Annotated in this window: 22 protein-coding genes and 1 pseudogene; 11 read left to right on the top strand and 12 right to left on the bottom strand. The window is 71.4% G+C overall.

From position 1 onward, the window contains the following. Positions 1-22: 22 nt before the first annotated feature. The 4 genes from OHT51_RS20425 to OHT51_RS20410 form a co-directional block, all read right to left on the bottom strand. Positions 23-1,531 carry a DEAD/DEAH box helicase gene (locus OHT51_RS20425; protein WP_328880364.1) on the bottom strand — a complete coding sequence of 503 codons (1,509 nt, stop codon included), beginning with the start codon at positions 1,529-1,531 and terminating at the stop codon, positions 23-25. A gap of 232 nt (positions 1,532-1,763) precedes the next feature. Continuing rightward, on the bottom strand, positions 1,764-1,967 hold the full coding sequence (locus OHT51_RS20420; RefSeq protein ID WP_079661011.1) for a cold-shock protein: 204 nt from the start codon (positions 1,965-1,967) through the stop codon (positions 1,764-1,766). Between the two features lie 448 nt (positions 1,968-2,415). Then, complete coding sequence (locus OHT51_RS20415) at positions 2,416-3,189, bottom strand: polysaccharide deacetylase family protein (protein ID WP_328880363.1); 774 nt, start codon at positions 3,187-3,189, stop codon at positions 2,416-2,418. 195 nt (positions 3,190-3,384) lie between these two features. After that, on the bottom strand, positions 3,385-4,053 hold the full coding sequence (locus OHT51_RS20410; RefSeq protein ID WP_328880362.1) for a TetR/AcrR family transcriptional regulator: 669 nt from the start codon (positions 4,051-4,053) through the stop codon (positions 3,385-3,387). Positions 4,054-4,205: 152 nt separating this feature from the next. Between OHT51_RS20410 and OHT51_RS20405 the strand changes: the two genes are divergently transcribed. Both OHT51_RS20405 and OHT51_RS20400 read left to right on the top strand, forming a co-directional pair. Next, a complete protein-coding gene (locus OHT51_RS20405; protein ID WP_328880361.1) occupies positions 4,206-5,237 on the top strand; it encodes a medium chain dehydrogenase/reductase family protein in 1,032 nt (343 codons plus the stop codon). 65 nt (positions 5,238-5,302) lie between these two features. Then, positions 5,303-5,947, top strand: coding sequence for an SRPBCC family protein (locus tag OHT51_RS20400; RefSeq protein WP_328880360.1), 645 nt, complete (start codon positions 5,303-5,305; stop codon positions 5,945-5,947). A gap of 132 nt (positions 5,948-6,079) precedes the next feature. Here OHT51_RS20400 and OHT51_RS20395 read toward each other — a convergent pair whose 3' ends face one another. Beyond that, positions 6,080-7,294: a L,D-transpeptidase gene (locus tag OHT51_RS20395; RefSeq protein WP_328880359.1), complete on the bottom strand. Its 1,215-nt coding sequence runs from the start codon at positions 7,292-7,294 to the stop codon at positions 6,080-6,082. A gap of 218 nt (positions 7,295-7,512) precedes the next feature. On the opposite strand from OHT51_RS20395, the gene OHT51_RS20390 reads away from it, so the two are divergent. From OHT51_RS20390 to OHT51_RS20370, 5 genes are read left to right on the top strand one after another with little or no spacing between them, the layout of a single operon-like run. Further along, on the top strand, positions 7,513-8,724 hold the full coding sequence (locus OHT51_RS20390; RefSeq protein WP_328880358.1) for a lipid II:glycine glycyltransferase FemX: 1,212 nt from the start codon (positions 7,513-7,515) through the stop codon (positions 8,722-8,724). Next, positions 8,721-10,406 carry a murein biosynthesis integral membrane protein MurJ gene (murJ, locus tag OHT51_RS20385; RefSeq protein WP_443052514.1) on the top strand — a complete coding sequence of 562 codons (1,686 nt, stop codon included), beginning with the start codon at positions 8,721-8,723 and terminating at the stop codon, positions 10,404-10,406. The genes OHT51_RS20390 and murJ overlap by 4 nt, the downstream gene beginning before the upstream one ends. Before the next feature lie 41 nt (positions 10,407-10,447). Next, positions 10,448-11,131 (top strand): response regulator transcription factor, encoded by a 684-nt coding sequence (locus OHT51_RS20380; protein ID WP_328880357.1) that lies wholly within the window; start codon positions 10,448-10,450, stop codon positions 11,129-11,131. Between the two features lie 53 nt (positions 11,132-11,184). Beyond that, entirely contained in the window at positions 11,185-12,612 is a 1,428-nt protein-coding gene (locus OHT51_RS20375) for a HAMP domain-containing sensor histidine kinase (protein ID WP_328884382.1), read from the top strand. Then, the gene (locus OHT51_RS20370; protein ID WP_328880356.1) at positions 12,609-13,217 is read left to right on the top strand and encodes a hypothetical protein; all 609 of its coding nucleotides are present in this window, start codon (positions 12,609-12,611) and stop codon (positions 13,215-13,217) included. Before OHT51_RS20375 ends, OHT51_RS20370 begins: the two co-directional genes overlap by 4 nt. 50 nt (positions 13,218-13,267) lie before the next feature. On the opposite strand, the gene OHT51_RS20365 is transcribed toward OHT51_RS20370, so the two are convergent. Both OHT51_RS20365 and OHT51_RS20360 read right to left on the bottom strand, forming a co-directional pair. Continuing rightward, positions 13,268-14,884: an alpha/beta hydrolase gene (locus OHT51_RS20365; RefSeq protein WP_328880355.1), complete on the bottom strand. Its 1,617-nt coding sequence runs from the start codon at positions 14,882-14,884 to the stop codon at positions 13,268-13,270. A gap of 184 nt (positions 14,885-15,068) precedes the next feature. Next, the gene (locus OHT51_RS20360; RefSeq protein ID WP_328880354.1) at positions 15,069-16,289 is read right to left on the bottom strand and encodes a methyltransferase; all 1,221 of its coding nucleotides are present in this window, start codon (positions 16,287-16,289) and stop codon (positions 15,069-15,071) included. Between the two features lie 59 nt (positions 16,290-16,348). Here OHT51_RS20360 and OHT51_RS20355 point away from each other — a divergent pair, with 59 nt between their 5' ends. After that, complete coding sequence (locus OHT51_RS20355) at positions 16,349-16,975, top strand: GntR family transcriptional regulator (RefSeq protein ID WP_328880353.1); 627 nt, start codon at positions 16,349-16,351, stop codon at positions 16,973-16,975. Here OHT51_RS20355 and OHT51_RS20350 read toward each other — a convergent pair. Genes OHT51_RS20350 through OHT51_RS20340 form a run of 3 tightly spaced genes read right to left on the bottom strand, consistent with a single transcriptional unit; the run spans position 16,972 to position 19,539 of the window. Beyond that, positions 16,972-17,316 (bottom strand): cupin domain-containing protein, encoded by a 345-nt coding sequence (locus OHT51_RS20350; protein ID WP_328880352.1) that lies wholly within the window; start codon positions 17,314-17,316, stop codon positions 16,972-16,974. The two genes, OHT51_RS20355 and OHT51_RS20350, sit on opposite strands and share 4 nt — an antisense overlap. After that, the gene (locus OHT51_RS20345; protein WP_328880351.1) at positions 17,313-18,110 is read right to left on the bottom strand and encodes a carbon-nitrogen hydrolase family protein; all 798 of its coding nucleotides are present in this window, start codon (positions 18,108-18,110) and stop codon (positions 17,313-17,315) included. The genes OHT51_RS20350 and OHT51_RS20345 overlap by 4 nt, the downstream gene beginning before the upstream one ends. Before the next feature lie 40 nt (positions 18,111-18,150). Further along, the gene (locus tag OHT51_RS20340) at positions 18,151-19,539 is read right to left on the bottom strand and encodes an MFS transporter (RefSeq protein WP_328880350.1); all 1,389 of its coding nucleotides are present in this window, start codon (positions 19,537-19,539) and stop codon (positions 18,151-18,153) included. 131 nt (positions 19,540-19,670) lie between these two features. On the opposite strand from OHT51_RS20340, the gene OHT51_RS20335 reads away from it, so the two are divergent. Both OHT51_RS20335 and OHT51_RS20330 read left to right on the top strand, forming a co-directional pair. Then, on the top strand, positions 19,671-20,357 hold the full coding sequence (locus OHT51_RS20335; protein WP_328880349.1) for a DUF2848 domain-containing protein: 687 nt from the start codon (positions 19,671-19,673) through the stop codon (positions 20,355-20,357). Positions 20,358-20,400: 43 nt separating this feature from the next. After that, a pseudogene (locus OHT51_RS20330) lies at positions 20,401-20,508 on the top strand (aminoglycoside phosphotransferase); the annotation flags it as partial. 15 nt (positions 20,509-20,523) lie between these two features. Here the strand turns inward: OHT51_RS20330 and OHT51_RS20325 are convergent. Together OHT51_RS20325 and OHT51_RS20320 are read right to left on the bottom strand one after the other, a co-directional pair. Continuing rightward, the gene (locus tag OHT51_RS20325) at positions 20,524-22,689 is read right to left on the bottom strand and encodes a protein kinase domain-containing protein (RefSeq protein ID WP_328880348.1); all 2,166 of its coding nucleotides are present in this window, start codon (positions 22,687-22,689) and stop codon (positions 20,524-20,526) included. Positions 22,690-22,929: 240 nt separating this feature from the next. Further along, a complete protein-coding gene (locus tag OHT51_RS20320) occupies positions 22,930-23,424 on the bottom strand; it encodes a DUF5990 family protein (RefSeq protein ID WP_328880347.1) in 495 nt (164 codons plus the stop codon). A gap of 182 nt (positions 23,425-23,606) precedes the next feature. Between OHT51_RS20320 and OHT51_RS20315 the strand changes: the two genes are divergently transcribed. Beyond that, positions 23,607-24,284: an HNH endonuclease family protein gene (locus OHT51_RS20315; RefSeq protein WP_328880346.1), complete on the top strand. Its 678-nt coding sequence runs from the start codon at positions 23,607-23,609 to the stop codon at positions 24,282-24,284. Positions 24,285-24,402 lie beyond the last annotated feature (118 nt).

Genomic DNA, 24,402 nt, shown 5'->3' with positions numbered 1-24,402 from the left:
GGGTGGCGGTTTTCCGGCGGCTCTAGGCAGCCGAGCCGAAGCCGGTCCGCCGCTGTGCCCTGCGCTGCGCGGCTTCGCCGAGGGGCCGGCCCTGGCCGCCGTTGCCCCGGCGGCCCCGTCGGCCCTTGGACGGGGACGAGGCGTTACGGGGACGTTCCACGGTCGGCGCGGTGACGACGACCGGGATGCCGGAGGGCGCCTGGGCACCGGTGATGCGGCTCAGCTCCGCCTCGCCGGACCGTACCTGGGCCACCCGGGGGGTGATGCCCGCCAGAGCCATCAGCCGGTTCATGTCGCGACGCTGGTCGGGTGTCACCAGGGTGACGACGCTGCCGGACTCGCCGGCGCGTGCCGTACGACCGCCGCGGTGCAGGTAGTCCTTGTGGTCACTGGGCGGATCCACATTGACGACCAGGTCGAGGTTGTCGACGTGGATTCCGCGCGCCGCGACGTTGGTCGCCACCAGCACCGTCACATGCCCGGTCTTGAACTGGGCCAGGGTCCGCGTGCGCTGCGGCTGGGACTTGCCACCGTGCAGGGCCGCGGCGCGGACACCGCTGCTCAGCAGGTGCTTGGTCAGCCGGTCCACCGCGTGCTTGGTGTCGAGGAACATGATCACCCGGCCGTCGCGCGCCGCGATCTCGGTGGTCGTGCGGTGCTTGTCGGCGTCGTGCACATGGAGGATGTGGTGCTCCATCGTGGTGACCGCGCCCGCCGACGGGTCGACGGAGTGGACGACCGGGTCCGACAGGTAGCGGCGGACCAGCAGGTCGACGTTGCGGTCCAGGGTGGCCGAGAAGAGCATCCGCTGCCCACCGGGACGCACCTGGTCGAGCAGGGCGGTGACCTGGGGCATGAAGCCCATGTCGGCCATCTGGTCGGCCTCGTCGAGGACCGTGATGTCGACGGCGTCCAGCCGGCAGTCGCCCCGGTCGATGAGGTCCTTGAGCCGGCCCGGCGTCGCGACGACCATCTCGGCCCCGGCGCGCAGCGCGCTCACCTGCCTGCCGATGGACATGCCGCCCACGATCGTGGCCAGTCGCAGGTTCACGGAGCGGGCGTACGGGGTGAGAGCGTCGGTGACCTGCTGGGCGAGCTCGCGGGTGGGGACGAGGACGAGGGCGAGCGGCTGCCGCGGCTCGGCGCGCTGACCCGCGGTACGGGCCAGTACGGCGAGGCCGAAGGCGAGGGTCTTGCCGGAGCCGGTGCGGCCACGGCCGAGTACGTCCCGGCCGGCCAGGGAGTTCGGCAGGGTCGCCGCCTGGATCGGGAACGGCACGGTCACGCCTTCGCGGCCGAGCGTGGCCAGCAGCTGCGCCGGCATGGCGAGATCGGCGAACGAGTCGACGGCGGGCAGTCCCGGCGTGATCGTCTTCGGCGGCGCGAACTCGCCCGATACGGGCCGTCCGGCCTGCCGAGTTCCATTGCCCCGGGAACGGCGCGGACCACCGGAGCGGCCGGCGCCTCCTCCGGCGCGGTCGGATGTGCGGGATGTGCGGGATGTCCGCTCGGATGTACGGGCACGCTTCATGCGAAACCTTCCTTGATGAGGCGCGTATCAAGGAATTCCCGCAGCAGTTGAGCGGCGCAGAGAATCTCGAGACGAGCCGAAGTCGATGCGGGCTGAATTGAACCGACGGGGAATGCGTCACCGTCCGGTGACGTGGTGGAACCTTCCCGTCGTGCGCCCTGAAATGCAGCGAGCCGGGGCCCGCACCCCAGAGGTGCGGGCCCCAGCTGCGAAGTATGCGTCAGTGCCGATGTCAGGCGTTGACGATGTTCTCGGCCGTCGGGCCCTTCTGGCCCTGCGCGATGTCGAAGGACACCTTCTGGCCTTCCTGCAGCTCGCGGAAGCCCTGGGCGGCAATGTTCGAGTAGTGGGCGAAGACGTCGGGGCCGCCGCCGTCCTGCTCGATGAAGCCGAAGCCCTTTTCCGCGTTGAACCACTTCACGGTGCCAGTAGCCATTTTATTTCCCTTCGAGGCGGTGTCAGGAATTTGCACTGTGCGAATTCCGTGTCGCCGTGATGATTACCCCGTCGGAAATAAACCTTCTGGCAACCACACCTGCAACTCCGCTCGACAGTAGCACGGTGCGATCGGCCCTGCACGGTCGATAATTTCGTTCGGTCGGCAGCCGGGGAATATTCGCCGTGCCCCGCTCCTATTTCTCATTCCACGGGGACAGATATTGCTCCGCGCGGGCTGCCGCCTTCCGGCCCTGGACTGCCGCCCGCAGCCCTGTGACCTCCGGCGACGGGAGATTTGTCCCTGTTGCCGGCGCCGGCGGACGGCACACCGGCGAACGGGCCGGGACTCCACTGCCGCGATGAAAGTCACATCCTCCGCGAGGGGCGAAGCGAACCCGTGTTCGCGCCGGCGAGATCATGGTGAAGGGCACCGCGACCGGGGCCGCTCAACGCACCGGAAACCCGCAGGAGTAGCCCTGCTCCTTGAGCCAGGGGAGGATCCGGCGCAGGGCCTCGACGGTCTGGGAGCGGTCGCCGCCCGCGTCGTGGAAGAGGACCGTCGGCCCGTTGGGCAGCTCCTGCTCCACGGTGGCGACCATGGCGTCCGTGCCCGGCCGTTCGAAGTCCTTGCTGTCCACGTTCCAGCCCAGCGGGCGCATGCCCCGGGAGGCGGCGAGCTTGCGGCTGTAGGGAGTGAAGGCACCGCCGGGCGCCCGGTAGTACAGCGGCCGTACGCCCCCGGACGCCTTGGTGATCATGCGTTCGGCGTCGAGGATCTGCTGGGACTGGTAGGCCTCGGACTGCTTGTCCATGGTGGTGTCGTGCGACACCGAGTGGTTGCACAGCAGGTGCCCGGCCGCGACCACCTTCTTCACGAGGTCGGGGTGGGCCTGCGCCTGCGTCCCCACCATGCAGAACGTGGCCTTCACCCCGTACTCCCGCAGCACGTCGAGCACTTGAGGGGTCCACACGGGGTCGGGGCCGTCGTCGATGGTGATGTTGACGCCGCGCGCCCCCTTGTCGGAGGCGTGCACGATGGTCTCCGCGACGGCCTTGACGTCACTGCCCGGCTTGGCCGACGCGGTGGCCTTCGGCGACGAGGCCCCCACGGCATCGGCCTGCGCGGTCCACAGTGAGGCACCGGTGGCGAGCAGGGTCACCCCGAGCGCCGCCCCGACCAGCTTGCCGTACCAGCCCCGCCCGCCGCCGTGCCGTGCCATGTCCGCCCCGCTTTCGCGCAGTTCCTCGCCGATGCCCGGTCACCTTGTGACCACATGGCAGGACGAGGGACGGCGGTCATGGGATGCGTCCGTTACCGATCACGGACAATCTCGGGGGAGTTCGCGGACAACTCGGCGAGCCGGGGCCGCAACCATGCCGGTCGGCGGAGCCGGCGGCGCAGCTCAACTCGTAGCTCAACTCGTCGGCGGACCGGCCAAGTCGTCCAGTTCGGCGGCGAAGAGCTGCGCCGGGTCGAAGCCCATACCGGTGAACTGGCCGGCGAGTTCCAGGGACAGCACGCCGTGCAGCCGGCTCCAGAAAGTCAGGGCGCGGTGGAGGGCCGCGGGCGGGGCGGGATGGCCGCGCGCCCAGTCCCGGTGGCCTTCCAGGTGCGCGGCGAACGGCGTCGCCGGACCGTCCGGGGGCACCTCCGAGGGCAGCGCGGCACAGGCATCCAGGATGGTCGCCATGATCTCGGAGGAGATCGCGGTGGTGTCGTCGGGCGCGTGGTAGCCGGGGACGGGTGTGCCGTAGATGAGGAAGTAGCGGTGGGGGTCCTGCAGGGCCCAGCCTCGCAGGGCGTGCGCCAGCCCGGTCAGGTCGGCGCCGGCCTCCGAGGCGGCGCGGAAGGTGTCGGCGAGGCTTCGGTACGCGTCTTTCACGAGCTCGGTGATCAGCTCGTCACGGCCGCTGAAGTACCGGTACAGCGCGGGTCCGCTCATGCCCATCTGCTTGGCGATCGCGTTGAGGGAGAGCGCGGACGCGCCCGCCGTGGCGACCTGCTCCCACGCGCGTTGCTTGATCTCCGTACGCACCTGGGCGCGGTAGCGCTCGCGCGGGGTCGTCGTGCCCTGTTCCGCCACTGACCTGCCACCTTTCCGTACCGCTGCGCTCCACCCGGAGCGTCCTGTTAGAGGTTATCACTGAAGCTATTGACTCTCCGCGATGCGATGCGTTAGAACTTATAACGAACACGACAGCACATAACCGCATCGGGAACGCAGTGGAGGTCACCATGGGCACCGAAGGACTCGTCGAGGTCGTTCTGCCGGGCAAGGTCGAGCCCGAAGGGCTTCGGATCCGGCACGGAGCCGTCCCCGCCGCGGGCCCGGGCCAGGTCGTGATCCGGATGGAGGCGACGGGCGTCTCCTTCGCCGAGCAGCAGATGCGACGCGGCCGTTACTACGACCAGCCGGCCTTCCCCTTCGTGCCCGGCTACGACCTCGTGGGCACGGTGCTGACGACCGGCGAGGGCGTCGAGCCGGACCTGGCCGGCACCCGGGTCGCCGCCCTGGTCAAGGTCGGCGGCTGGGCCAGCCACGTGGTCGTCGACGCGGCGGACGTGGTGCCGGTGCCGGACGGGATCGGCGCGGCGGAGGCGGAGACCCTCGTCGTCAACGGCATCACCGCCTGGCAGATGCTGCACCGCAAGGCCCGGGTCCGGGCCGGGCACACCGTGGTGGTGCACGGTGCCAACGGCGGGGTCGGATCGGTCCTGGTCCAGCTCGCCCAGGCCGCGGGCGCACGGGTGATCGGCACGGCGTCCGCACGCCACCACGACGCCCTGCGGGAAAGGGGAGTCGCCCCCGTCGACTACCGCGCCGACGACGTCGCCGCTCGGATCCGCGAACTCGCCCCGCACGGGGTGGACGCCGTCTTCGACCACGTCGGCGGCGCCGGCATCGTCGACTCCTGGCGCCTCCTCGCCCCCGGCGGCACGCTCGTCTCGTACGGCAGCGCCTCCACCCGGGACGACGAGGGCTCCAAGCAGCTGCCCGTCCTCAAGCTGCTCGGCCGGGTGTGGCTGTGGAACGCGCTGCCCAACCGCCGCCGGGCGTACTTCTTCAACGTGTGGGCCGGCCGGGCCCTGGCCAAGAACCGGTTCCGGTCCCGCCTCCGCGCCGACCTCACCCAGGTCTTCGCCGCACTCCAGCGCGGCGAGGTCAGCGCCCAGATCGCCGCGCAGCTGCCGCTGACCCGTATCGCCGACGCCCTTCGGCTGGCCGAGTCGGGCACCGTCGCCGGAAAGGTCGTCCTGAACCCGTAGCAAGCCGCCGAGCGCCCGGCCGCCCGTTCACACCGACCGACCAACCCACCAGCGAGAGGCACCCCATGTTCAGCAACAGCCCGTCGAACGCCCCCGTCCCGCAGCCGCGCCGGCACCGGAGCGTCATAACCGCGGTCACCGTCGCACTCGCCGTCACCGGCGTCCTCGCAAGCACCGTCCCGGCCGCCCAGGCGACCCCGCACAGCCGCCCGTCCCAGTGCGGCGGTCGCGGCGTCGACAAGGACGCCGTCATCCGCTACGAGTCCGACGTCTTCATCAAGGCGCCCCTGAGCACCATCTGGAAGCTCCAGACCGACGTCGAACGCTGGCCGTCCTGGCAGGCCCCCGTCCTCACCGCCGAGCGTCTCGACCACGGCCGTCTGAAGGCGGGTTCGCAGTTCCACTGGACGACCCCCGCGCCCGCCACCCCCACGACCCCCGCCACCACACTCTCCATCACCTCGACCGTCCAGGAACTCCAGCGCCACAAGTGCATCCTGTGGAGCGGACCCGCGATCGGTGAGGGACTGCGCATCGACGAGGGCGTCCACCTGTGGACGTTCAAGAAGGTCAAGGGCGGCGTACGCGTCCACACCGAGGAAACCTGGACCGGCGACCAGGTCGAAGCGGACGTGCCCACCGCCACCGCGGCCCTCGGCCGGGGCCTCGAAGCCTGGCTGCGCGACCTCAAGGCCAGCGCCGAAGGCTGACGTACGTGACCACGGCAGGCAGGCCCAGGTCGGCTGACCTGGGCCTCAAGCCGTGTCTCAGCAAGCCGTGTCTCAGCAAGCCGTGCGTCAGCAAGCCGTGTCTCAGCAAGCCGTGCGTCAGCAAGCCGTGTCTCAGCGCAGGGCGCTCTTCCCCTGCCACTCGCTCCACGACAGGTTCCACGCGCCGAACCCGTTTCCGGGCGCGAGCACGCCCTTGGTGTCCTTGCCGGTGATCTCGAACGGGTCGCCGGGCCGCACCTGCCCGTAGAACCAGGCCGCGTTCGCGTCGCTCATTCCTATGCATCCGGAACTCTGGTTGGCGTTGCCGAAGTAGCGGGCGTTCCAGGGGGCGGCGTGGGCGTACATGCCCGACCAGGTCAGCCGCATCGAATGGTCGACCATCTTGTCGTAGGCGTCGCCGAGGCCCACCGTCTCGGAGTTCATGTTGATCGTGCCCTCCTTGGCCATGAGCACGGCGATTCCGCGCCAGGAGCGCTTGTCACCGCCGGGTGTGCCGCCGGAGACCGGTATGCGGCGGACCGTCTCCCCGTCGCGGACGAGGGCGAGCTGGTGACGGTCGAGGTCGACCTTGACGATCTGCCGGGCGCCGATGGTGAAGGTGGTCGTGTAGTCGCGTACGAACCAGCCGCCCTCCGCGCCCGAGTCGGTGCCGTTCAGCTCGGCGTTCAGTGTGACCTTGGTGCCCGGCTTCCAGTACGTCCGGGGCCGCCAGTCCACCCGGTCCCCGCCCGACCAGTCGCGTATCCAGCCCCAGGAGCCCTCGGTGCCGTTCGAGGTGGTGATCCTGAGCTGCTTCTCGACCTCGGCCTTGTTCCTGACCGGACGGTCGAAGACCAGGGAGATCGGCTGGGCGATGCCGACGGTGGCGCCGGCGCCGGGCCGCCAGTCGACCTTGTTGACCTCGTCCGCCGCGGCCGTGGTGAAGGCGGCCTTGGTGCTCTTGGCGGTTCCGCCCTCGGTCCGGGTCGCCGCCGTCACCTCGTACGACGCACCGGGTACGGCCTTGCGGTCGGAGACCCACGACCGGCCGTCGGCGGCGACCTTGCCGGCGAGCCGGTGGCCCTCGGCGTCGGTGACGGTCACCGAAGTGAGCCTGCCGCCCGAAGCCGTGACCCGCACGGGCTCGCCCGCCGGGACCCGTTCGCCCGTGGGCGTGACGGTGACCGTGACAGGGCGTTCGTCGGCGCTCGGCCTCACCTTGCCGTCCGGGGCGCTGGGGGAGCCGCTCGACGAGCAGGCGGCGAGCGGCGTCAGCAGGGCGGCCGTGGCGGCGGCCACGACGGTGGCCCGGACGCGGGCAGGGGCGAGTACACGGGTGCGCGGCAACGGGACCTCCGGGAAGGGCGGTTACGGGGTGGGTGAGTCGGCGATGTCGTGACTGTAGAGCCGGAAAACCCGAGGTCAGCCGCTATGCGGCTATGTGACGGCGGCTGGTGAGGAACGGTCATGGTCCGGTCACATTCGCCGGACGGAGCGGTCATGGGCCGCTGTGAACCTCCTGTGTGTCCCCGCGACGGACCCGGGGAGAAGGAGAGGTTCAGACTGTGTCAGCGCTGCTCGTGCCGCCCAGCCGCGTGCCCCAGGCACGGAACCGGGACGTGGTCCTGCGAACCGTCACCGCGGAGACCTACCGCGCCTTCCTCGCGTCCCCCGCCGGTACGGCCCTCGGCGCCGGCTTTCTGCAGTGCCCGTCCTGGGCCGACGTCAAGGAGGGCTGGCGGTCCCAACTGCTCGGCTGGGGGCCCGGCCCGGAGGCAGGTCAACTGACGGGCGTGGCCCTGGTGTTGCTGCGGCAGTTCCCCGGTACCCGTAAGTACTTCGCCTACCTGCCCGAAGGACCCGTCGCCGACTGGAGCGACCCCGACATCGACGGCTGGCTCGGTCCGCTGCTGGAACACCTGCGCCGCGCGGGCGCCTTCGCCGTACGCATCGGCCCGTCGCCCGCCTACCGGCGCTGGGACGCCGCCCTGCTCAAGCCGCTCACCGGTCCGGGCCGGCGCCTCGGCGACGTCCTCGCCAGCGAGGTCGACCCGCTCGGCACCGCCGTCGCCGAGCGGCTGCGGGCCCGGGGCTGGCGCCGCTGCGGCGGCGACGGGACCGCAGGGGACGGCACCGGCGGGGACGGGGACGCCCAGCCCCGGCACGTCTTCCACGTGCCGCTCGCCGGACGCACCCCCGAGGACCTGTGGTCCGGGCTCAACCAGGAGTGGCGGCGCAATGTCCGCCGAGCCCAGAAGGAGGGCGTGGAGGTGGTGGTGGGCAGCGCCGCGGAACTCCCCGAGTTCTACCGGCTGCTCGGCATCACGGAACGACGCGACGGTTTCCGGCTCGGCCGCTCGCTCGCCTACTACGAGCGTCAGTACGCGGCGCTCAACGCCGAGGAACCGGGCCGGATGAAGCTGTACCTCGCCCGCCACCGGGGAGAGATCCTCGCCGCCCACACGATGATCACGGTGGGCCGCCGGGCCTGGTACCAGACCGGCGCCTCGGCCGACCACCGCCGCGAGGTCCGCCCCTCCAACGCCCTGCAGTGGCGGATGCTGCAGGACGCCCACGCGCTCGGCGCCGACGTGTACGACATGCGCGGGGTACCCTCCACTCTCGATCCTGGCGAACGTGCGTACGGATTGCTGCGCTGGAAGCTCGGCACCGGGGGACGGGTCGTCGAGACCTTGGGGGAATGGGAGAGACCCTTGGCCGGCAGCGCCAACCACACGCTTCACCGCGCCTTCCAGGCGTACCTGAACCGCCGATGAAGCAGACGACGCCGACTTCAACGACGCCGCCGGACGGCACGCAGAGCACGGAGAGCGCGGAAGGGACGAGCGCGGAACCGACGAAGGCGGCCTCCCCGGCTTCCTCCCCGGCACGCGGCAGCGCCGTCATGGCCGCCGGTTCCCTCGTCTCCCGGGCCACCGGTTTCGCCCGCTCCGCCGTCGTCGCGGCAGCGGTCGGCACCATCGGGCCGGTTGCCGACGGCTACGCGGTCGGCAACTCCCTGCCCACCATCGTCTACATGCTGCTCCTCGGCGGCGCGCTGAACGCCGTCTTCGTGCCCGAGCTGGTCAAGGCCGCCAAGGAGCACGCCGACGGGGGCGCCGCATACACCGACCGGCTCGTCACCGTCTGCGTGATCGCCCTGCTGGCGATCACCGCGACCGCGATCTGGGCGGCCCCCGCGATCATCGACGCGTACACCGACTACACCGGCGAACAGGCGGCCATGACCACCGCGTTCGCCCGCTACTGCCTGCCTCAGATCTTCTTCCTCGGGCTCTTCACGCTGCTCGGTCAAGTGCTCAACGCCCGCGGCCGGTTCGGCGCGATGATGTGGGCGCCCGTCCTCAACAACGTCGTCGTCATGACCGTCTTCGGCGTGTACCTGGCGCTGGCCATGGGCGGCGGGGACACGCTCACCGCGACCGAGACCGCCGTCCTCGGCTGGGGCACGACCGCCGGCATCGCAGTCCAGGCCCTCGCCCTCGTCCCCGCCCTGCGCGCGGCCCGCTTCCGCTGGCGGCCCCGTTTCGACTGGCGCGGCAGCGGCCTGACCCGCCCCCTGCGAGCAGCCGGCTGGCTGGTGCTGCTGGTCCTGGCCAACCAGGCCGCCTACTGGGTCACCACCCGGCTGGCCACGACCGCGGGCCTCGACGGCGGCCCCGGATTCGGCGCGTACAACAACGCCTATGTCCTGTGGGTCGTACCGCACGGCATCGTCACGGTCTCCGTGGTGACCGCGCTGATGCCCCGGATGAGCGCGGCAGCCGCCGACGGGGACACGGCCGCCCTGCGCGGCGACGTCTCCCACGCCCTGCGGGTCTCAGCCGCCGCCGTCGTCCCCGCCGCCTGCGCGCTCTTCGCCCTCGCCCAGCCGGTGATGGCCCTCGTCTTCGGATACGGCAGGACCAGCGCCGCCGACACAGCCGCCATGGCCGGAATCCTGATGGCCTTCGCGCCGGGACTCGTCGCCCTGTCCGGCCAGTACGTCCTGTCCCGCGCCTTCTACGCGCTCTCCGACACCCGTACGCCGTTCCTGCTCAACCTCGTGATCGTCGCCCTCAACGCGGGACTGTCCGTGGCCGCCGCGCACCTGCTGCCGGCCCGCTGGGCCGTGACGGGCATGGCGGCGGCCTACTCGCTGGCGCTGTGCGGGGGCTGGGCGGTGACCGCCCGGGCGCTGAGCCGCCGGCTCGCCGTCGCCCGCCCCCTGCGGTCGTCCGCCGTCGGCGCCCACGGACGGCTGATGCTCGCGGCCGTCCCCGCCACCGCGCTGAGCCACCTCGCGGTCCTGGGAACCGCACCGGCGGGGCCGGTGGTCTCCACGGTTGCCGGCGCGACCGCCGTCATCCTCACCTTCGCCCTGCTCGCCCGTCCGCTGCGGCTCGCCGAACTCGAAGCGCTGCTCGCCGGCATACGCCGGCGACGGACCCGGACCTGACCCGACGATCACCCCTGACCACCATCGAGGGAGAACTGCCGATGCCCCGCGTGCTCCTCATCGAGGACGACCCTTCCGTACGCGAGGGGGTCGAACTCGGTCTGCGCCGCCGCGGCCACGAGGTACGGGCGGCCGCGACCGGCGAGGCCGGCCTGGCCGCGATGGCCGAGTTCCGTCCCGATCTGCTGCTGCTGGACCTGATGCTGCCCGGCATGAACGGCGTCCAGGTCTGCCGTCAGGTCCGCGAGCGCAGCCAGCTGCCGATCATCATGCTCACCGCGCGCGGCGACGACTTCGACGTGGTCATCGGCCTGGAAGCCGGCGCCGACGACTACATCGTCAAGCCGGCCCGCACCGAGGTGATCGAGGCCCGGATCCGTGCCGTACTGCGCCGCCTGGACGACGGTGGCGCGGGCCGCCCGGCCGTCGAGTTCTACGGCGAACTCGCCATCGACCGGGTCGGACTGACGGTCACCAAAGCCGGCCGGCCGCTCGCGCTCGCCCCCTCGGAGCTCAAGCTCCTGCTGCACCTCGCCGCCGCGCCCGAGCAGGTGTTCAGCAGGCAGCAACTGCTGGAGCACGTCTGGGATCACAGCTACCACGCCGACGCCCGGCTGGTCGACGCGTGCGTCGCACGGCTGCGCGGCAAGATCGAGGACGAGGTCGGCAGCCCCCGCTACGTCCAGACACTGCGGGGCTTCGGCTACCGCTTCGGGCCACTGTGACCGCCGGTCGTCGTCCCGGCCGGTTCAGGGCGTTCGGGCTGCGTACGCGGCTGATGCTCGCCTTCCTGCTGGTCGCCGCCGTCAGCGCCGGCACCACCGCCGCGCTGACCTTCCGCGAGGCCCGCACCGCGCTGCTGGAGACGGCCCAGGACACGGCGGTCACGTCGTTCCGTGACCACGTCCAGCAGACGGCCTTCGGGCTGCCCATGCAGGGCGGGGAGGACCTGGAGTCGGTCCTGCGTGACATCGCGCGCAAGGGCAAGCCGCACCCCTGGGTGGTGTTCGCCGAGTACGGATCGGTGCGCGCCTCCTCGGGCGAGAACCCCGTCTCCACCGTCATCACACCCGAACTGCGCCGGGCCGCACGGGCCAACCCCCACGGCAGCTTCGAGCGGGTCGTCAAGGACGGCGTTCCCTACCTGACCATCGCCATGCCCATGGTCTTCAAGACCAGCCCCGACAGCGTGCTGCCCAGCGGACTCGTCCTGTACGCCGTCATGCGGATGTCCGACGAGCAGGTCAACGTCGACGCCCTCCTCATGGCCGGCCGGGACGGTGCCCTGCCCGGCCTCGCCGTCGCGCTGATACCCGGCCTGATCGCCGCGCGCAGCGTGCTGCGCCCGGTGCGGGAACTGAGCCAGGCGGCCCGGAGCATGGGCAGCGGCAGACTCGACACCCGCATCGCCGTGCGCGGCAGCGACGAACTGGCGGACCTGGCACGCACCTTCAACGAATCGGCGGGCCAACTGGAGCGGACGGTGCGGGAACTGCGCGAGGCCGAGGCCCGCGCCCGCCGCTTCGCCTCCGACGTCTCGCACGAACTCCGCACTCCCCTCGCCGGAATGCTCGCCGTCACCGAGGTCCTCGACGAGGACGCGGACCACCTGGACGCCGACACGGCCCGCGCGGTCCGCCTCGTCAGCGCGGAGACCGGGAAGCTCGCCGTGCTCGTCGAGGACCTGATGGAGATCTCCCGCTTCGACGCCCGCGCGGCCGAACTGAACGCCGACGAGATCGACGTGGCGGAGACCATCCGCAAGACCCTCCACAACCGGCACTGGACCGAGACCGACGGCCGGGTCCGCACCGAACTCCCCGACGGCATCCGCGCCCGGCTCGACCCGCGCCGCTTCGACGTCGTGATCGCCAACCTGGTGGGCAACGCCCTGCGGCACGGCAGCGCGCCGGTCACGGTACGCCTGCGCACCGAGACCCGCTCCCCGGCCACCCCCGACCTGCTGATCACGGAGGTCGCGGACAACGGCCCCGGCATCCGGCCCGCCGTGCTCCCCCACATCTTCGACCGCTTCTACAAGGCCGACGCGGCCCGCACCCGCTCGGCGGGCAGCGGCCTGGGCCTGGCGATCACCCTGGAGAACGTGAAGCTGCACGGCGGAACGATCCGCGCGGGGAACCTGCCAGGGGGCGGCGCCGTCTTCACCGTCGAGATACCGCTCCACGCGGAGGAGGCCGGCGGATGAGGCGTGCGCGGACGCGCCGTCGTACGGCGGCCGTCGCCCTCGCCGTCGCGGCGACGGCACCGCTGCTGGGTGGCTGCGGCATCCAGGAGACCGACGTGATCGAGGCGGGCGGTCCGGCCAGCTTCCAGGCCTTCCTCAACCGCGACTTCGACATGCTGCTCTTCTTCCGGGCTCCCGACGGAGGGCTGAGCCCGGTCATCCGGACGACCGAGCCCTCGAACGCATACGAGGAACCGGGCTCCGAGGACCGGAACCCCGGCGACACGGCCGGCCCGGTGCCGACGGAGAAGGTCGTCCAGGCGTTGCTCGGCGGTCCGGGGAAGGACGACCGGGCCGCCGGCCTGAGCACCTCGCTCCCCGCGGCCCGCCCCGGCAAAACCGTCGAGGTCGGGCGCTCCGCGGGTGACGAGGTCAGGATTCGCCTCCCCATGCCCCTGCGCGGACTGGACAGCACGGCGCTACGTCAGCTGACCTGCACCATCGCCTACAGCCAGGACGCCGACGGCAAGGTCACCGTGCAGCTGACGGGGCAGGACGGGGCAACGAGGTCCGGCACGTGCGGACTCGCCCTCGGTGGCATGAGTACGGGTGGGGCCCGCCGCTGACGGAGGGCCCCACCCGGTCGTCACCTTGTCCCCGGTTCAGGGTTCAGGGTTCAGAACCGGCCGGCCATACCCGGGATGCCCCGAGGCGTCGGCAGCGGGAGCGGGTTGTCGCCGGCGCGCTCGCGTGCCTCCGGAGCGGCCTTGCAGGTCACGTCCTTCACCGGCATCTTTCCGGTGGTCAGGTAGGCCGTGGCCGGCTTGTCGGCGCAGGACTTGGAGCCGTAGATGCCGTGTCCGACCCCGCCGGCGACCGTGACCATCTTCGCGCCCTTCATGACCCGTCGCAGGCCCTGCCCGCTGGCCAACGGGGTCTGGGAATCCCACTCGTTCTGGAGGATCAGCGCGCCGACCTTGTTGTCGATCGTGGTGGCGGGCTCGGAGCCGTTCTTCTTCCAGAAGGCGCACGGCTTGATGTTGGAGACGAAGTCGCCGTACAGCGGGTACCTGGCCTTGTCGCGGATCGCGTCGGCCCGGTACTGCTCGGGATCGCGCGGCCAGTTGCGGGTGTCGGCGCAGACTACGGACCAGAAGCCGGCGTCGCCGTTGTCCTCGGGCACGGCGCGGGCGAACGACGGCGGCTGCGGCTTGAGCGTCCTGCCCTCCCGGGCACCGGAGGCGGGCCTGCCCTCGGCGGCCTTCTTCAGCTCGACGACCGACTCGGCGGCGTCGCGCACGCTGAAGAACGTGGCACGGGTGCCGGTGCGGATGTCGTCACCGGTCAGCTTGGCGCCGTCGAGCTCGATCGGCTTCCTGTCGGCCCGGGCGACCAGGCCGTAGAAGGTCTTGCGGACCGCCTCGGGCGTCTTGCCCAGCTTGTACGTGGAGTGCCGCTCGGCGGTCCACTCGGTCCACCGGGTGAAGGCGGGCTCGGTGCCCTCCGCCCAGATCTGGATCATGCCGCGCCAGACCCTGGCCGGGTCGACGGCGCTGTCCAGCACGAAGCGGTCGGAGCGCTTCGGGAACATCTGCGTGTAGACGGCGCCGAGGTAGGTCCCGTACGAGTACCCCAGGTAGGAGATCTTCTTCTCGCCGAGCACGGCACGGATCACGTCCATGTCCCGGGCGGTGTTACGGGTGGTGATGTGCCGCAGCTTGTCGCCCTGCTTCGCGTCGCACTTCTCGGCGACGGTCCGGGCCCACTTCACGTCCTTGGCGAACGTCGCGGCCTTGTACGGCCGTTCCGAGTTCGCCTGCTCGGGCGTCAGGCCGCAGCTGACGGGGGAGCTCTGGCCGATGCCCCGCGGGTCGAAGCCCACGAGGTCGTACTTCGCCTTCACGCTCTTCGGCAGCTCACTCGCCATGAACTGCGGCATGTCGACGCCCGGACCGCCAGGTCCGCCCGGGTTGAGCAGGAGCACACCCCGGCGCTCCTGCTCGGTGCTCGTCTTCAACCTCGATATCGCGAGGTCGAGCTTCTTGCCGCTGGGGCGGTTGTAGTCGAGCGGCACCTTGATGGTGGCGCACTGGAAGGTCGCCGGCATCTCTCTGTCGCAGCGGTGCCAGGCCGGCTGCTGCTGAAGGTACTGACTCAACGGGTTCGCCGCAGCGGACGCGGCCGACGCAGTGGACGACGCAGACGCAGCGGACGCCGTGTCCGGCGCGAGCGCGGGAACCAGGGCGGCGACGGAACTGGCCGCCAGGAAGCAAGCTATTCGACTGTTTCGCACGTGGGGGAGGTCCTTGGCCTTGGTGTGTGTGGATCGGACCCACCCTTTCGGCTGAAGGAGTTGGGGCGAATCCATCACTGAGCCAAGGTTTCTCCGACCGTGGAAGGACGGGCGGGCCGACGGATGGTCCCGGAGTCGGACAACCAAGATTGGCTTCCCGGCATCCTGGGCCGAACCCCATCCGTCACTCCGAGGCCGACCGGGCCTTTCTGACGTGCAGCACATTGCCGTCCAGGGGCAGTCGTGACTGGCCCACCAGAGCGAGGCCGGCATCGGCGAACAGCCGCTCGTAGTGGGCCGCGTGGCGTTCGCGGCCGCCGACGTTGCACATCATGTGGAGGTCCCAGGCGGTGGCCAGCGAGACCGAGCCGTCGCAGGGCAGTACGCGTTCGACGACGAGCAGATCGGCGTGGTCGGGCATCGCGCGGGCACAGTGGCGCAGGATCTCGCGGCAGCGCTCGTCGTCCCAGTCGTGCAGGATGCGGGACAGGACGTAGACGTCACCGCCCGCGGGCATGTCCGCGAAGTCGCCGGCCACAAAACCGCATCGCGTGCCGAAGCCGGTCTCCTCAAGTCGGCGGCGGGCGGCCTCGACAGCGTGCGGACGTTCCAGCAGGACCCCGTTCAGACGTGGGTGCGCGGCGAGGATGCGGCCGAGCAGTTCCCCGTTGCCGCCCGCGACATCGACCACCGTGGCCCCGTCGGCCGCCTCGGCCGCCGCGGTGAGCGCCGGATGTGTGGGGACCGGGTCGAACATGGCGGATCCGGCAGCCATGGACTGGTCGAAGAGTTCGGCGAGTTGAGGGTCGCGGGCGAAGTGGTCGAAGTGGTTCTCGCCGAAGAGGTGCTCGAAGGCGACCTGCCCCGTGCGCACGGTGTGGCCGAGTCCGGCGAAGGACTCGTAGAACGGGCCGCCGTACATCAGCGCCAGCGCCCGCATCGACCCCGGGGCGCCGGCGCGCAGCAGTGCGCCCGACTCGGTGAGCCGGAACCCGTCGCGGCTTTCCGTCACCGCGCCCAGCATCACGAGATAGCGCAGCAGCGTGGCCAGATTCCGCGGCCTCGCGCCGACCGCCCGCGCCAGTTCCTCGACGCCGGCCCCTCGCTCGGAGTCCATGGCGTCGGGCACCCGGAGCTGCGCGAACGCACTCAGTGCCTGTGTCGTCCACGCCCCGGTCAGCAGCCGCAGGAGCGTTTCGGCGGGCTGCCGAGCGCGATGCTCGGCGAGGTGGGCGTCGAGGATGTCGCGGTGGTCGCCGGGCACGTACAGCTCCACGCGCCGGTAACCGGCCTTGGCTTCGGCGGCCGCACCGAAGGGGGAGGGCCGCGGCAGCGAGGTGGGGCGCGAGGCCGGAGGGGTGCGCCGACCCGGTGGACGAGCGCGGTCACCGAAACAGAGGCCCACCCCCGAACGGTGCGTGGTAGCGTCCGTATACAAGGTGTATACGAGAGCTGGGGGTTGCCGTGACGTCCGGTCGGGAGAAGGCGTACACGTATCTCAAGGAGACGGTGCTGACGGATCCCGGGATGCAGGGCGCCTTCCTGTCGGAGCAGGAGCTCGCGGACCGGATCGGCGTCTCCCGCACGCCCATCCGGGAAGCGCTGCTGCAGCTCGCGGCCGAGGACCTGGTCGAACTCGTGCCGAAGCGGGGCGCCCGGGTGTCCCCGCTGACGGGGCGGGAGATCCGCGAGCTCATGGAGTTGCGCGGCATCGTCGAGCGGTACGCCGCCCAGCAGCTCGTCTCCGGTGGCGGAGCGCCGGTGGCGGAGCTGCGGTCCCTGCTGGAACGGCAGCGCGGGCTCACCGGCGCCGACCAGGCACGGGAGTTCATCGCCGTGGACCATCGCTTCCACGCCGTCATGGTGTCCGCCGTCGGCAACGCCCTCCTCGACCGGCACTACGAGGGCCTGCGCAGCCGCCAGGTCCGTACCGGAGTGGTCGCCCTCTTCAACCAGCAGGGGCGCCAGGAAGCCGTGCTGGAGGAACACGAAGCCATCCTGGACGCCCTGGAAGCCGGTGACGCGCAGGCCGCGTGGGCCGCCATCGACCACCATCTGGAGTCGACGCTCAAGGTGCTGCTCGCGGGTTAGGACGTGGGGTAGGTGATCACCAGCATGGTGACGCCGTCCCGGGAGGCCCAGGGGCCGTGCGGCATCCCCGGCGGGCGGCAGGCGTACATGCCGGCCGTGAAGGTCCGGCCGAGCGTCAGGTCGTGCAGCGCTCCCTCGACCAGGTAGACCTCCTCCCAGAAGTCGTGCCGGGTCACGCCGTCCGCCGACGTGTCGGTGCCCGGCGCCCAGCGGACGAGCGCCGTACGGGATCCGCGCTCGGGATCGTCGGCCAGGACGCGCTCCTCGACGCCCGGGCCGCCGCCGGCCGGGGTTCGCCACGGTCCTTCGGGGAGGTGGAACTCCAGCTCGGGCTTGCTCATCGCCACATCTCCGGGCGCCTGTTGGCCAGCACGGAGGTCCGCTGCCGGACCGCGGCGACCTCTTCGACGTCCAAGTCGGCGACCAGCAGCTCGGGCTCGGCGCCCAGAGCGTGCCGTACGGTCCCGTCGGGTCCGACGACGAGGCTGTGCCCGATCCCCGTCGGGGCGGAACCCGGGCCGGCGCCCGCGCCGGGGTCGGCCTGGTCGACGGCGGCGAGCCACACGGTGGCGTCCAGCGCGCGGGCCCGCACCAGCAGCTCCCACTGCTCGCGCTTGCCGGGCCCGGCGCCCCAGGAGGCGGCCAGCAGCGTGGCGACGGCTCCGGCGTCGGCGTGCGCCCGGAACAGCTCCGGGAACCGGACGTCGTAGCAGGTGGCCAGTCCCAGCCGTACGCCGTCCACGTCGATGACCGTCGTGGCCGAGCCCGCGGCGACGGTGTCGGACTCACGGAAGCCGAAGGCGTCGTAGAGATGGATCTTGTCGTACGACGCCTCGACCCCGGGCCCGGTGGCGAGCAGGGTGTTGGCCACCCGGCCTCCGCCGGCCGGGGTGAACATGCCGGCCACGACGACCGTGCCGGTGGCGCGGGCGATCCGCCGCACGCCGTCGGCCCACGGTCCGTCCAGGGGCTCGGCGAGCGGCGCCAGCGGGGTGCCGAAGCAGGCCATCGACGCCTCCGGGAAGACGACGACGCAGGCCCCGGCGTCCGCCGCGCGCCGGGTCCACTCCTCGATGAGCAGGAGGTTCTTCTCGGGGTCGGGGCCGGTGGTGAGCTGGCTCAGGGCGATCCGCATGGTGCGGTCCTCCTTCGTCCGGGGTCAGTGGGGTCCGGGGTCAGTGGGAGTGGGTGGCCTTCACCGGATGCGGCGTCTTCGGCGCGGCGAGGGCGGCGTCCTCGTCGAGGGCGGCTTCGGGGTCGCGCCCCAACCAGACGCCGACGAGGGAGACGGCCGAGGCCAGCGCGATGTACACGGCCAGCGGCGCCCAGGTGCCGTAGGCGCTCAGCAGGGTGGTGAACAGCAGCGGGGCGACGGCGCCGCCGATGATCCCGGCCAGGGTGTAGGCCAGGGACGAGCCGGTGGAGCGCAGCCGGGGCTCGAACTGCTCGGTGATGAACGCGGCCTGCGGGCCGTACAGACAACAGTGGATCACCAGGCCCACGACGACTCCCGTCGCGAGGGGCAGCCAGGTGCCGCCGCCGATCATCGGGAAGAACACGAAAGGCCACACACCGGCCGCCGCCGCGGCACCGCCGTACAGCAGCCGGCGGTTGACCCGGTCGGAGAGGGCGCCGGCCAGCGGCATGAGGAAGACCTGGATCGAGGAGCCGATGAGCACGGCCGCGAGGGCGGAACCGCGTGACATGCCGAGTTCCTCGGTGGCGTACGTCAGGACGAAGACGGTGAACATGGCGTACAGCACGTCGGGGCCCACGCGGCACAGGATCGCGGCGAGCAGGGCGCGGGGCTGGGTCGTGAACACCTCGCGGATCGGTGCCTCCGGGCGGGAGTGCTCGGCCTCCATCGCCTTGAAGACCGGGGTCTCCTCCAGCTTCGCCCGGATCCACAGCCCGAACCCGACGAGGACGCCGGAGAACAGGAACGCCACACGCCAGCCCCACGATTCGAACTGCGCCTCGGTCAGCAGCGCGCCGAGGGCCGCCAGGACGCCGTTGGCCAGCAGGTTTCCGGCGGGCGGGCCGACCTGGGCGGCGGAGGCGTAGAAGCCGCGGCGGCGTGGGTCCCCGAACTCGCTGGACAGCAGTACGGCACCGCCCCACTCGCCGCCGACGCCGACGCCCTGCGCGAAGCGCAGCACGACCAGGGCGATCGGGGCGGCCACGCCGGCCGTCGAGTACGCGGGCAGGACGCCGATCAGGAACGTCGCCGCGCCGATGAGGACCAGGGTGGCGATCAGCACCTTCTTGCGGCCGATCACATCGCCGAGGCGGCCGAAGACGAACCCGCCCAGCGGGCGTGACACATAGCCGACCGCGTAGGTGGAGAACGCCAGGAGCGTGCCGGTGAGCGGGTCCTCCGAGGGGAAGAACAGGTCGCCGAAGACCAGGGCGGCCGCGGCGGAGTAGACGGCGAAGTCGTACCACTCCAGCGCCGTGCCGGTCAGGCTCGCTACGAAGGCCCGGCGGACGCCGGAGTGCCGATCGGACGCCTTTGTGTCGTCCTTCGGCTCGTCCTTCGTGTCGTCCTTTGGGGTGTCGGGCATGGTTCCCATCCTTGCTCGGGGACGTCGGGGGACATCGACCTCCCGGCATACTTCTTGTATACAGGTCGTATGCGCAAGCCCTGCGCGACGAGAACTTCGTCCCCGGATCCCCGACCCCTGGGAGTGCCCTCATGGCCGTGCTGACCTTCGACCTGCCCGACGGATCGACGCGCGAGGTCGACGTCGTCCAGGTCCTCAATGCCGGGTACGCCGGACGCAGCCAGGAGGACGTCGCCGCGCACGTCGCGGAGCTCGCCGAGCTGGGCGTCCCCGGCCCGTCCGTGACGCCTGCCCTCTATCCCGTCTCCCCCTACCTCGCCCAGCAGACCGACCGGGTCCACGCGCAGCACGGGCACACCTCCGGCGAGGCGGAGTGGGCGCTCGTCGTGGCGGACGGCGGGGAGCTGCTGCTGACGGCGGCCTGCGACCACACCGACCGCGACCTGGAGGTGCACGGCGTGGCCTGGAGCAAGAACGCCGGCCCCGACGTCCTCGCCCGCCGCGCCTGGCGCCTGGCCGACGTCGAGTCCCGCCTCGACGACCTCACCCTGCGCGCCTGGGTCACCCACGGCGACACCTCGACGCAGATCCAGCACGGCACCCTCGCCGAGCTCCTCGCCCCCGCCTACTGGATCGACGTCCTGCGCGCACGCGACGCGCTCACGCCCGGCACCGTCCTGATCTCCGGCACCATCCCCATGACCCCCGGCGTCGACCAGTTCGCCGACGCCTGGAGCGTCGAACTGGCCGACCCCACCACCGGAGACACGATCCGCCTCGACTACGACGTCCGGCCCATGCCGGCACCCATCGGCTGACGCGAGGGCCTGGCGGCGGGCCGGCGGGGCGGCTGCCTCCTGAGGCCCGGCGGACCTCGATGTGCCGCACTGCTCCACCAATCTCGCGCTGCTGCACGGCCCGGCGTGGGGTCCGCGGTTCGCCGAGGCGTACGAGGAGGCCGGCGGGGTGCGGCCGCGGTGCCGGTCAGTCGGGTCCGTCCGGACCCCGGGAGAAGGCCGTGTCGCCGGCCGTTGCCACGATCGCGTCCTTGACGAGCAGCACGCGCGGCGAGGTGCCCTGCGCCTTGTCCCCGGGATCGTTCAGTGCGGAGGTGCGCCATACCTCCGCTCCGGTGCGGCTGTCGAGGGCCAGCAGGCGGCCGAAGCGGTTCGAGAAATAGACCCGCTTGTACGTCGCCGACACCACGGGCGCGGACAGGCTCTCCATGTCCGTCGCCTTCTGCCAGAGCTGCTTGCCGCTGTTCGCCGACACCGCGGTGACCGACCCGTTGGCCCGGACGAAGTAGACGACGCCGTCCACCAGGGCGGCCGCGCCGGTCAGCGGACGTGCCAGCGGTATCCGCTTGACCTGCCCGGTTTCCGGGACCACGCGCAGCAGGGCGTTGTACGGCCGTTCGTACCCGGATTCGTACACGTCCTTCGCGGTCTGGGGGGCGAGGAACAGGGGCTGCCCGCCGACAGCACCGAGCGCTTCCGCCTTGCGGGGCAGTACGGCAACTTCGGTCAGGCTGCCCGGTTCGACCTTCATCAGGTCGACCGGGGCCTGGCCGGGCTCGGTGCCGGCCGAGCACAGGGCGTAAGGGACGCCTCCCAGCGCCGCCGGAGCGCAGTATTCGTCCAGCGAGGCCGCCCGCCACAGTTCCTTGCCGGAACGGCCGTATGCGACGAACGATGAGGAATCGGGGGACAGGGTCAGCAGTCCGCCGTCGTACAGCACCGGATCCGCGGCCTTGTCGATGTCGCGCTGCCACCGTCGCTGTCCGGTGCCGGCGTCGAGGGCCACCACGCGCCTGGTCGTATCGTCCGGATCCTCGTACACATAGACCAGCCCGTCGCGAACGCCGATCGGCCGCACCCCCTGAGGACGGGTGCCGCTCCGCCACAGAGTGCGGCCGGAGGCCGGGTCGATCCTGGCGACCGTGAAGCCCGTACCGCCGCAGAACAGGGTGCTCCCGTTCGCCACGCACCCGAGGGTCTGGTAGTCGAGGGGGACACCCTTCACGTCGACCCGCAGGGCGGTACGCCACGGCCGCCAGCCGTCGGGCAGTGACGCGGCAGGGACGGTGGTCGTGTCGGTGGCGTCGGAGGCGGTGGACGTGTCCTGGCCCGAGAGGAAGACACCTGCTCCGATACTCAGCCCCATGACGGCCAGTGCCGCGACGAGGCCGGTGAGCAGCATCCGGGCCCGGCGCCCCTTGCCGGTGCCGGTTCCCACAGAGGTGGTCGCCGCGCCCCACGGAGCAGGCCGGGGCCGGGGGCTGGGACCGGCGGACTCCCTGGCCTCCCTGGCCTCCCTGGCCTTCATGGGCGCGGTGGCGTCGGATTCCGGCAGCGCCTGGAGCATCCGATGCAGATCCGTCAGTTCGGGCCGTGCGGCCGGGTCCTTGTCGAGGCAGCGCTCGACGATGTGCAGGAGCGCCTCGGGCACCCCTTCGAGGTCCGGGGCCTCGTGCATCACCTGATAGCCGGTCATGTAAGGGCTGTCGGCGTCGAACGGCCCGGTGCCGACGGCCGCGAACACCATCAGCGACCCCAGCGAGAACACGTCCGAGGCCGAGGTGACGTCCCGGGGCGAGGCGAGCTGTTCCGGCGACATGAAGGGCGGCGTGCCGATCACCCGCCCGGTCACCGTGAGGCTCTGGTTGTCGGCGGCGCGCGATATGCCGAAGTCGATGACGCGCGGCCCGTCCTCGGTCATCAGCACGTTGGCCGGTTTGAGGTCCCGGTGCACCAGGCCCGCCCGGTGGATGTCGCGCAGCGCCTCGGTGAGCCCCAGCCCCAGCGCCCGCAGTTCCCGCTGGCTCAACGGGCCGTCCTTCTTCACGACTTCGGCAAGGTTGAGCCCGGGCACGTAGAGCGTCGCCATCCACGGCCGGTCGGCGTCCGGGTCGGCGTCCACCACAGGAGCGGTGAAGGCGCCGCTCACTCTGCGCGCCGCCGCGATCTCCTGCCGGAAGCGGGTTCGGAACTCCTCCTCCTCGGCATACGACCCGTGCACGAGCTTGACCGCGACCTGCCGCCCCGACGCGGAGACGCCCAGATAGACGACCCCCATGCCGCCTGCCCCGAGCCGGCCGAGCAGGGTGTACCCGCCTATGGACTCCGGGTCCCCGGTGCTCAGGGGCGTCATCGCCGATCATCCTTCCCCGTGCCTGCCCTACCTCACGGGGATCAGCGTAGGGCCTGCCGTCGCGGAGGCTGAGTGGCGGCTGTCACGGATCGGGGGTGGGTGTGCCTCTGAGGTGTGCGATGGGGTGTTCGTCCTGGTCCATCCATCCCGCTCAGTCCTGACTAGACGTCAACTTGGTGCCGTTCAAAGGCAAGTTGCACCGGGATGCCGGGGCGATTCTTCTGGGGGCGGGGTCGGCTCCTAGACGGCGTTCTCGGCGTTCTCGGCGTTCTCGGCGCGCTCGGCGGTCCAGGTGATCTGTGGCGGCTCGACCCGTGCGCAGAGAGGTCCGCCCTGCGCGTCGGTCAGGCCGAGGCGTCCGACCAGCAGCCCGTCGCGGGCGGCGGCGGCGAGCACGTCGGCGGGAATGACGTCGAGCATCAGCTTGGCGCGGCGGAACATCGTGAAGGTGCCCGACTCGTCGACCGTGCCCCACGAGAGGTAGATGAACCGCCGGCCCAGACGGTCCTGTACATAGGGGCCTTTGACCTCGGTGCCGGTCGGCGAGTCGCTCGTGGTGCACTCCAGGGTCCAGGTCGCGGACGGCGCGTCACCGGGCTGCGGCGCGAGGAGTTCGGCCGGCCGGTCGCGGCGTTGCACGGCGACGTGGAGGTTGCCGTACTCCGGGGCATCGCCGTCGGCAGGGGCCGGGCAGGTGAGGCCGGGCAGGTCGACGGCGTCGATGCGGATGCGCATGCCCGCCATCATCCGGCCTATGTTCGAGCGGTGGCGAGTCGAGGCGGCGGACTCTCCGTCGAAGGCATTCCCCCCAACGGGTGCTCGACAGCACATCTGTACGGTGAACTGAGGCCTCCACTTGGCTCATTCGTTCGAGTCGAACCCCTCGAACGAGCTACTCGCGGTCAATTCTGCGATGCGTGATCAAGAACATCAGGCGAGCCGCGCTCGCGACCGCACTCCTTCTCGCGCCCCTCGTGACACCCGCCCCGGCCCTTGCCCAGCAGCGTCCCGCCGAGACGTACACGCTCCCCATGGCGGCCTCGGTCCACCTCCTCCCGCTCGCCGCAGAGGTGCGGGAGGGCTACCAGCGCACGAGCTTCAAGCACTGGAACACCGGCCAGAACCCCACGGACGGCTGCAACACGCGAGCCGAAGTGCTGCTCGCAGAGGCGGTCGAGCAGCCTCAGGTCCTCCCCGGCTGCAAACTCTCCGGCGGGCGCTGGTGGTCGTACTACGACGCCAGATGGCTCACCTCGGCGTCCGCCCTGGACGTCGACCACATGGTGCCGCTCGCTGAAGCCTGGGACTCCGGAGCGTCGCAGTGGACCGCCGAGCGGCGTGAGGCATACGCCAACGACCTCGCCGTCCACCCCTCCCTCGTCGGCGTCTCCGCGGCCTCGAACCGCAGCAAGGCCGACCAGGACCCGGCCGAATGGCTGCCGCCGGCCGTCGAGGTCACGTGCCGGTACACCGCGGAGTGGATCGCGACCAAGCTGCGCTGGGGACTGACCGCCGACACCGCCGAACTCGAAGCACTCACTCAGCACGCGGAGGCGTGCCCCGGCACGACCGTGACCTACGAGCCCGCGCCGTAGAACAGGGGCCTCGCCTCCCACCCCCCGCCTACCCCGCCTCGACTGCCCAGAGGCGGGGTTCTTCACGCCAGGGCGCGAGGAGTCGTCGCCCTTCGTCGACCCCTGCTGTTACACAGCT

This window comes from Streptomyces sp. NBC_00299, from assembly GCF_036173045.1.
GTDB classification, from domain to species: domain Bacteria; phylum Actinomycetota; class Actinomycetes; order Streptomycetales; family Streptomycetaceae; genus Streptomyces; species Streptomyces machairae.
Note: the sequence above shows the minus strand (reverse complement) of the source record. Positions and strands in the feature narration are given on the sequence as shown.

Excerpts from the sequence above, each read along its gene's own strand:
- OHT51_RS20405 (WP_328880361.1), top strand. The coding sequence starts at position 4,206 with ATGGGCACCGAAGGACTCGTCGAGGTCGTTCTGCCGGGCAAGGTCGAG.
- OHT51_RS20415 (WP_328880363.1), bottom strand. The coding sequence starts at position 3,189 with ATGGCACGGCACGGCGGCGGGCGGGGCTGGTACGGCAAGCTGGTCGGG.
- OHT51_RS20320 (WP_328880347.1), bottom strand. The coding sequence starts at position 23,424 with ATGCGCATCCGCATCGACGCCGTCGACCTGCCCGGCCTCACCTGCCCG.
- OHT51_RS20420 (WP_079661011.1), bottom strand. The coding sequence starts at position 1,967 with ATGGCTACTGGCACCGTGAAGTGGTTCAACGCGGAAAAGGGCTTCGGC.
- OHT51_RS20350 (WP_328880352.1), bottom strand. The coding sequence starts at position 17,316 with ATGAGCAAGCCCGAGCTGGAGTTCCACCTCCCCGAAGGACCGTGGCGA.
- murJ (WP_443052514.1), top strand. The coding sequence starts at position 8,721 with ATGAAGCAGACGACGCCGACTTCAACGACGCCGCCGGACGGCACGCAG.
- OHT51_RS20345 (WP_328880351.1), bottom strand. The coding sequence starts at position 18,110 with ATGCGGATCGCCCTGAGCCAGCTCACCACCGGCCCCGACCCCGAGAAG.
- OHT51_RS20335 (WP_328880349.1), top strand. The coding sequence starts at position 19,671 with ATGGCCGTGCTGACCTTCGACCTGCCCGACGGATCGACGCGCGAGGTC.
- OHT51_RS20425 (WP_328880364.1), bottom strand. The coding sequence starts at position 1,531 with ATGAAGCGTGCCCGTACATCCGAGCGGACATCCCGCACATCCCGCACA.
- OHT51_RS20370 (WP_328880356.1), top strand. The coding sequence starts at position 12,609 with ATGAGGCGTGCGCGGACGCGCCGTCGTACGGCGGCCGTCGCCCTCGCC.
- OHT51_RS20340 (WP_328880350.1), bottom strand. The coding sequence starts at position 19,539 with ATGCCCGACACCCCAAAGGACGACACGAAGGACGAGCCGAAGGACGAC.
- OHT51_RS20375 (WP_328884382.1), top strand. The coding sequence starts at position 11,185 with ATGCTCGCCTTCCTGCTGGTCGCCGCCGTCAGCGCCGGCACCACCGCC.
- OHT51_RS20400 (WP_328880360.1), top strand. The coding sequence starts at position 5,303 with ATGTTCAGCAACAGCCCGTCGAACGCCCCCGTCCCGCAGCCGCGCCGG.
- OHT51_RS20380 (WP_328880357.1), top strand. The coding sequence starts at position 10,448 with ATGCCCCGCGTGCTCCTCATCGAGGACGACCCTTCCGTACGCGAGGGG.
- OHT51_RS20325 (WP_328880348.1), bottom strand. The coding sequence starts at position 22,689 with ATGACGCCCCTGAGCACCGGGGACCCGGAGTCCATAGGCGGGTACACC.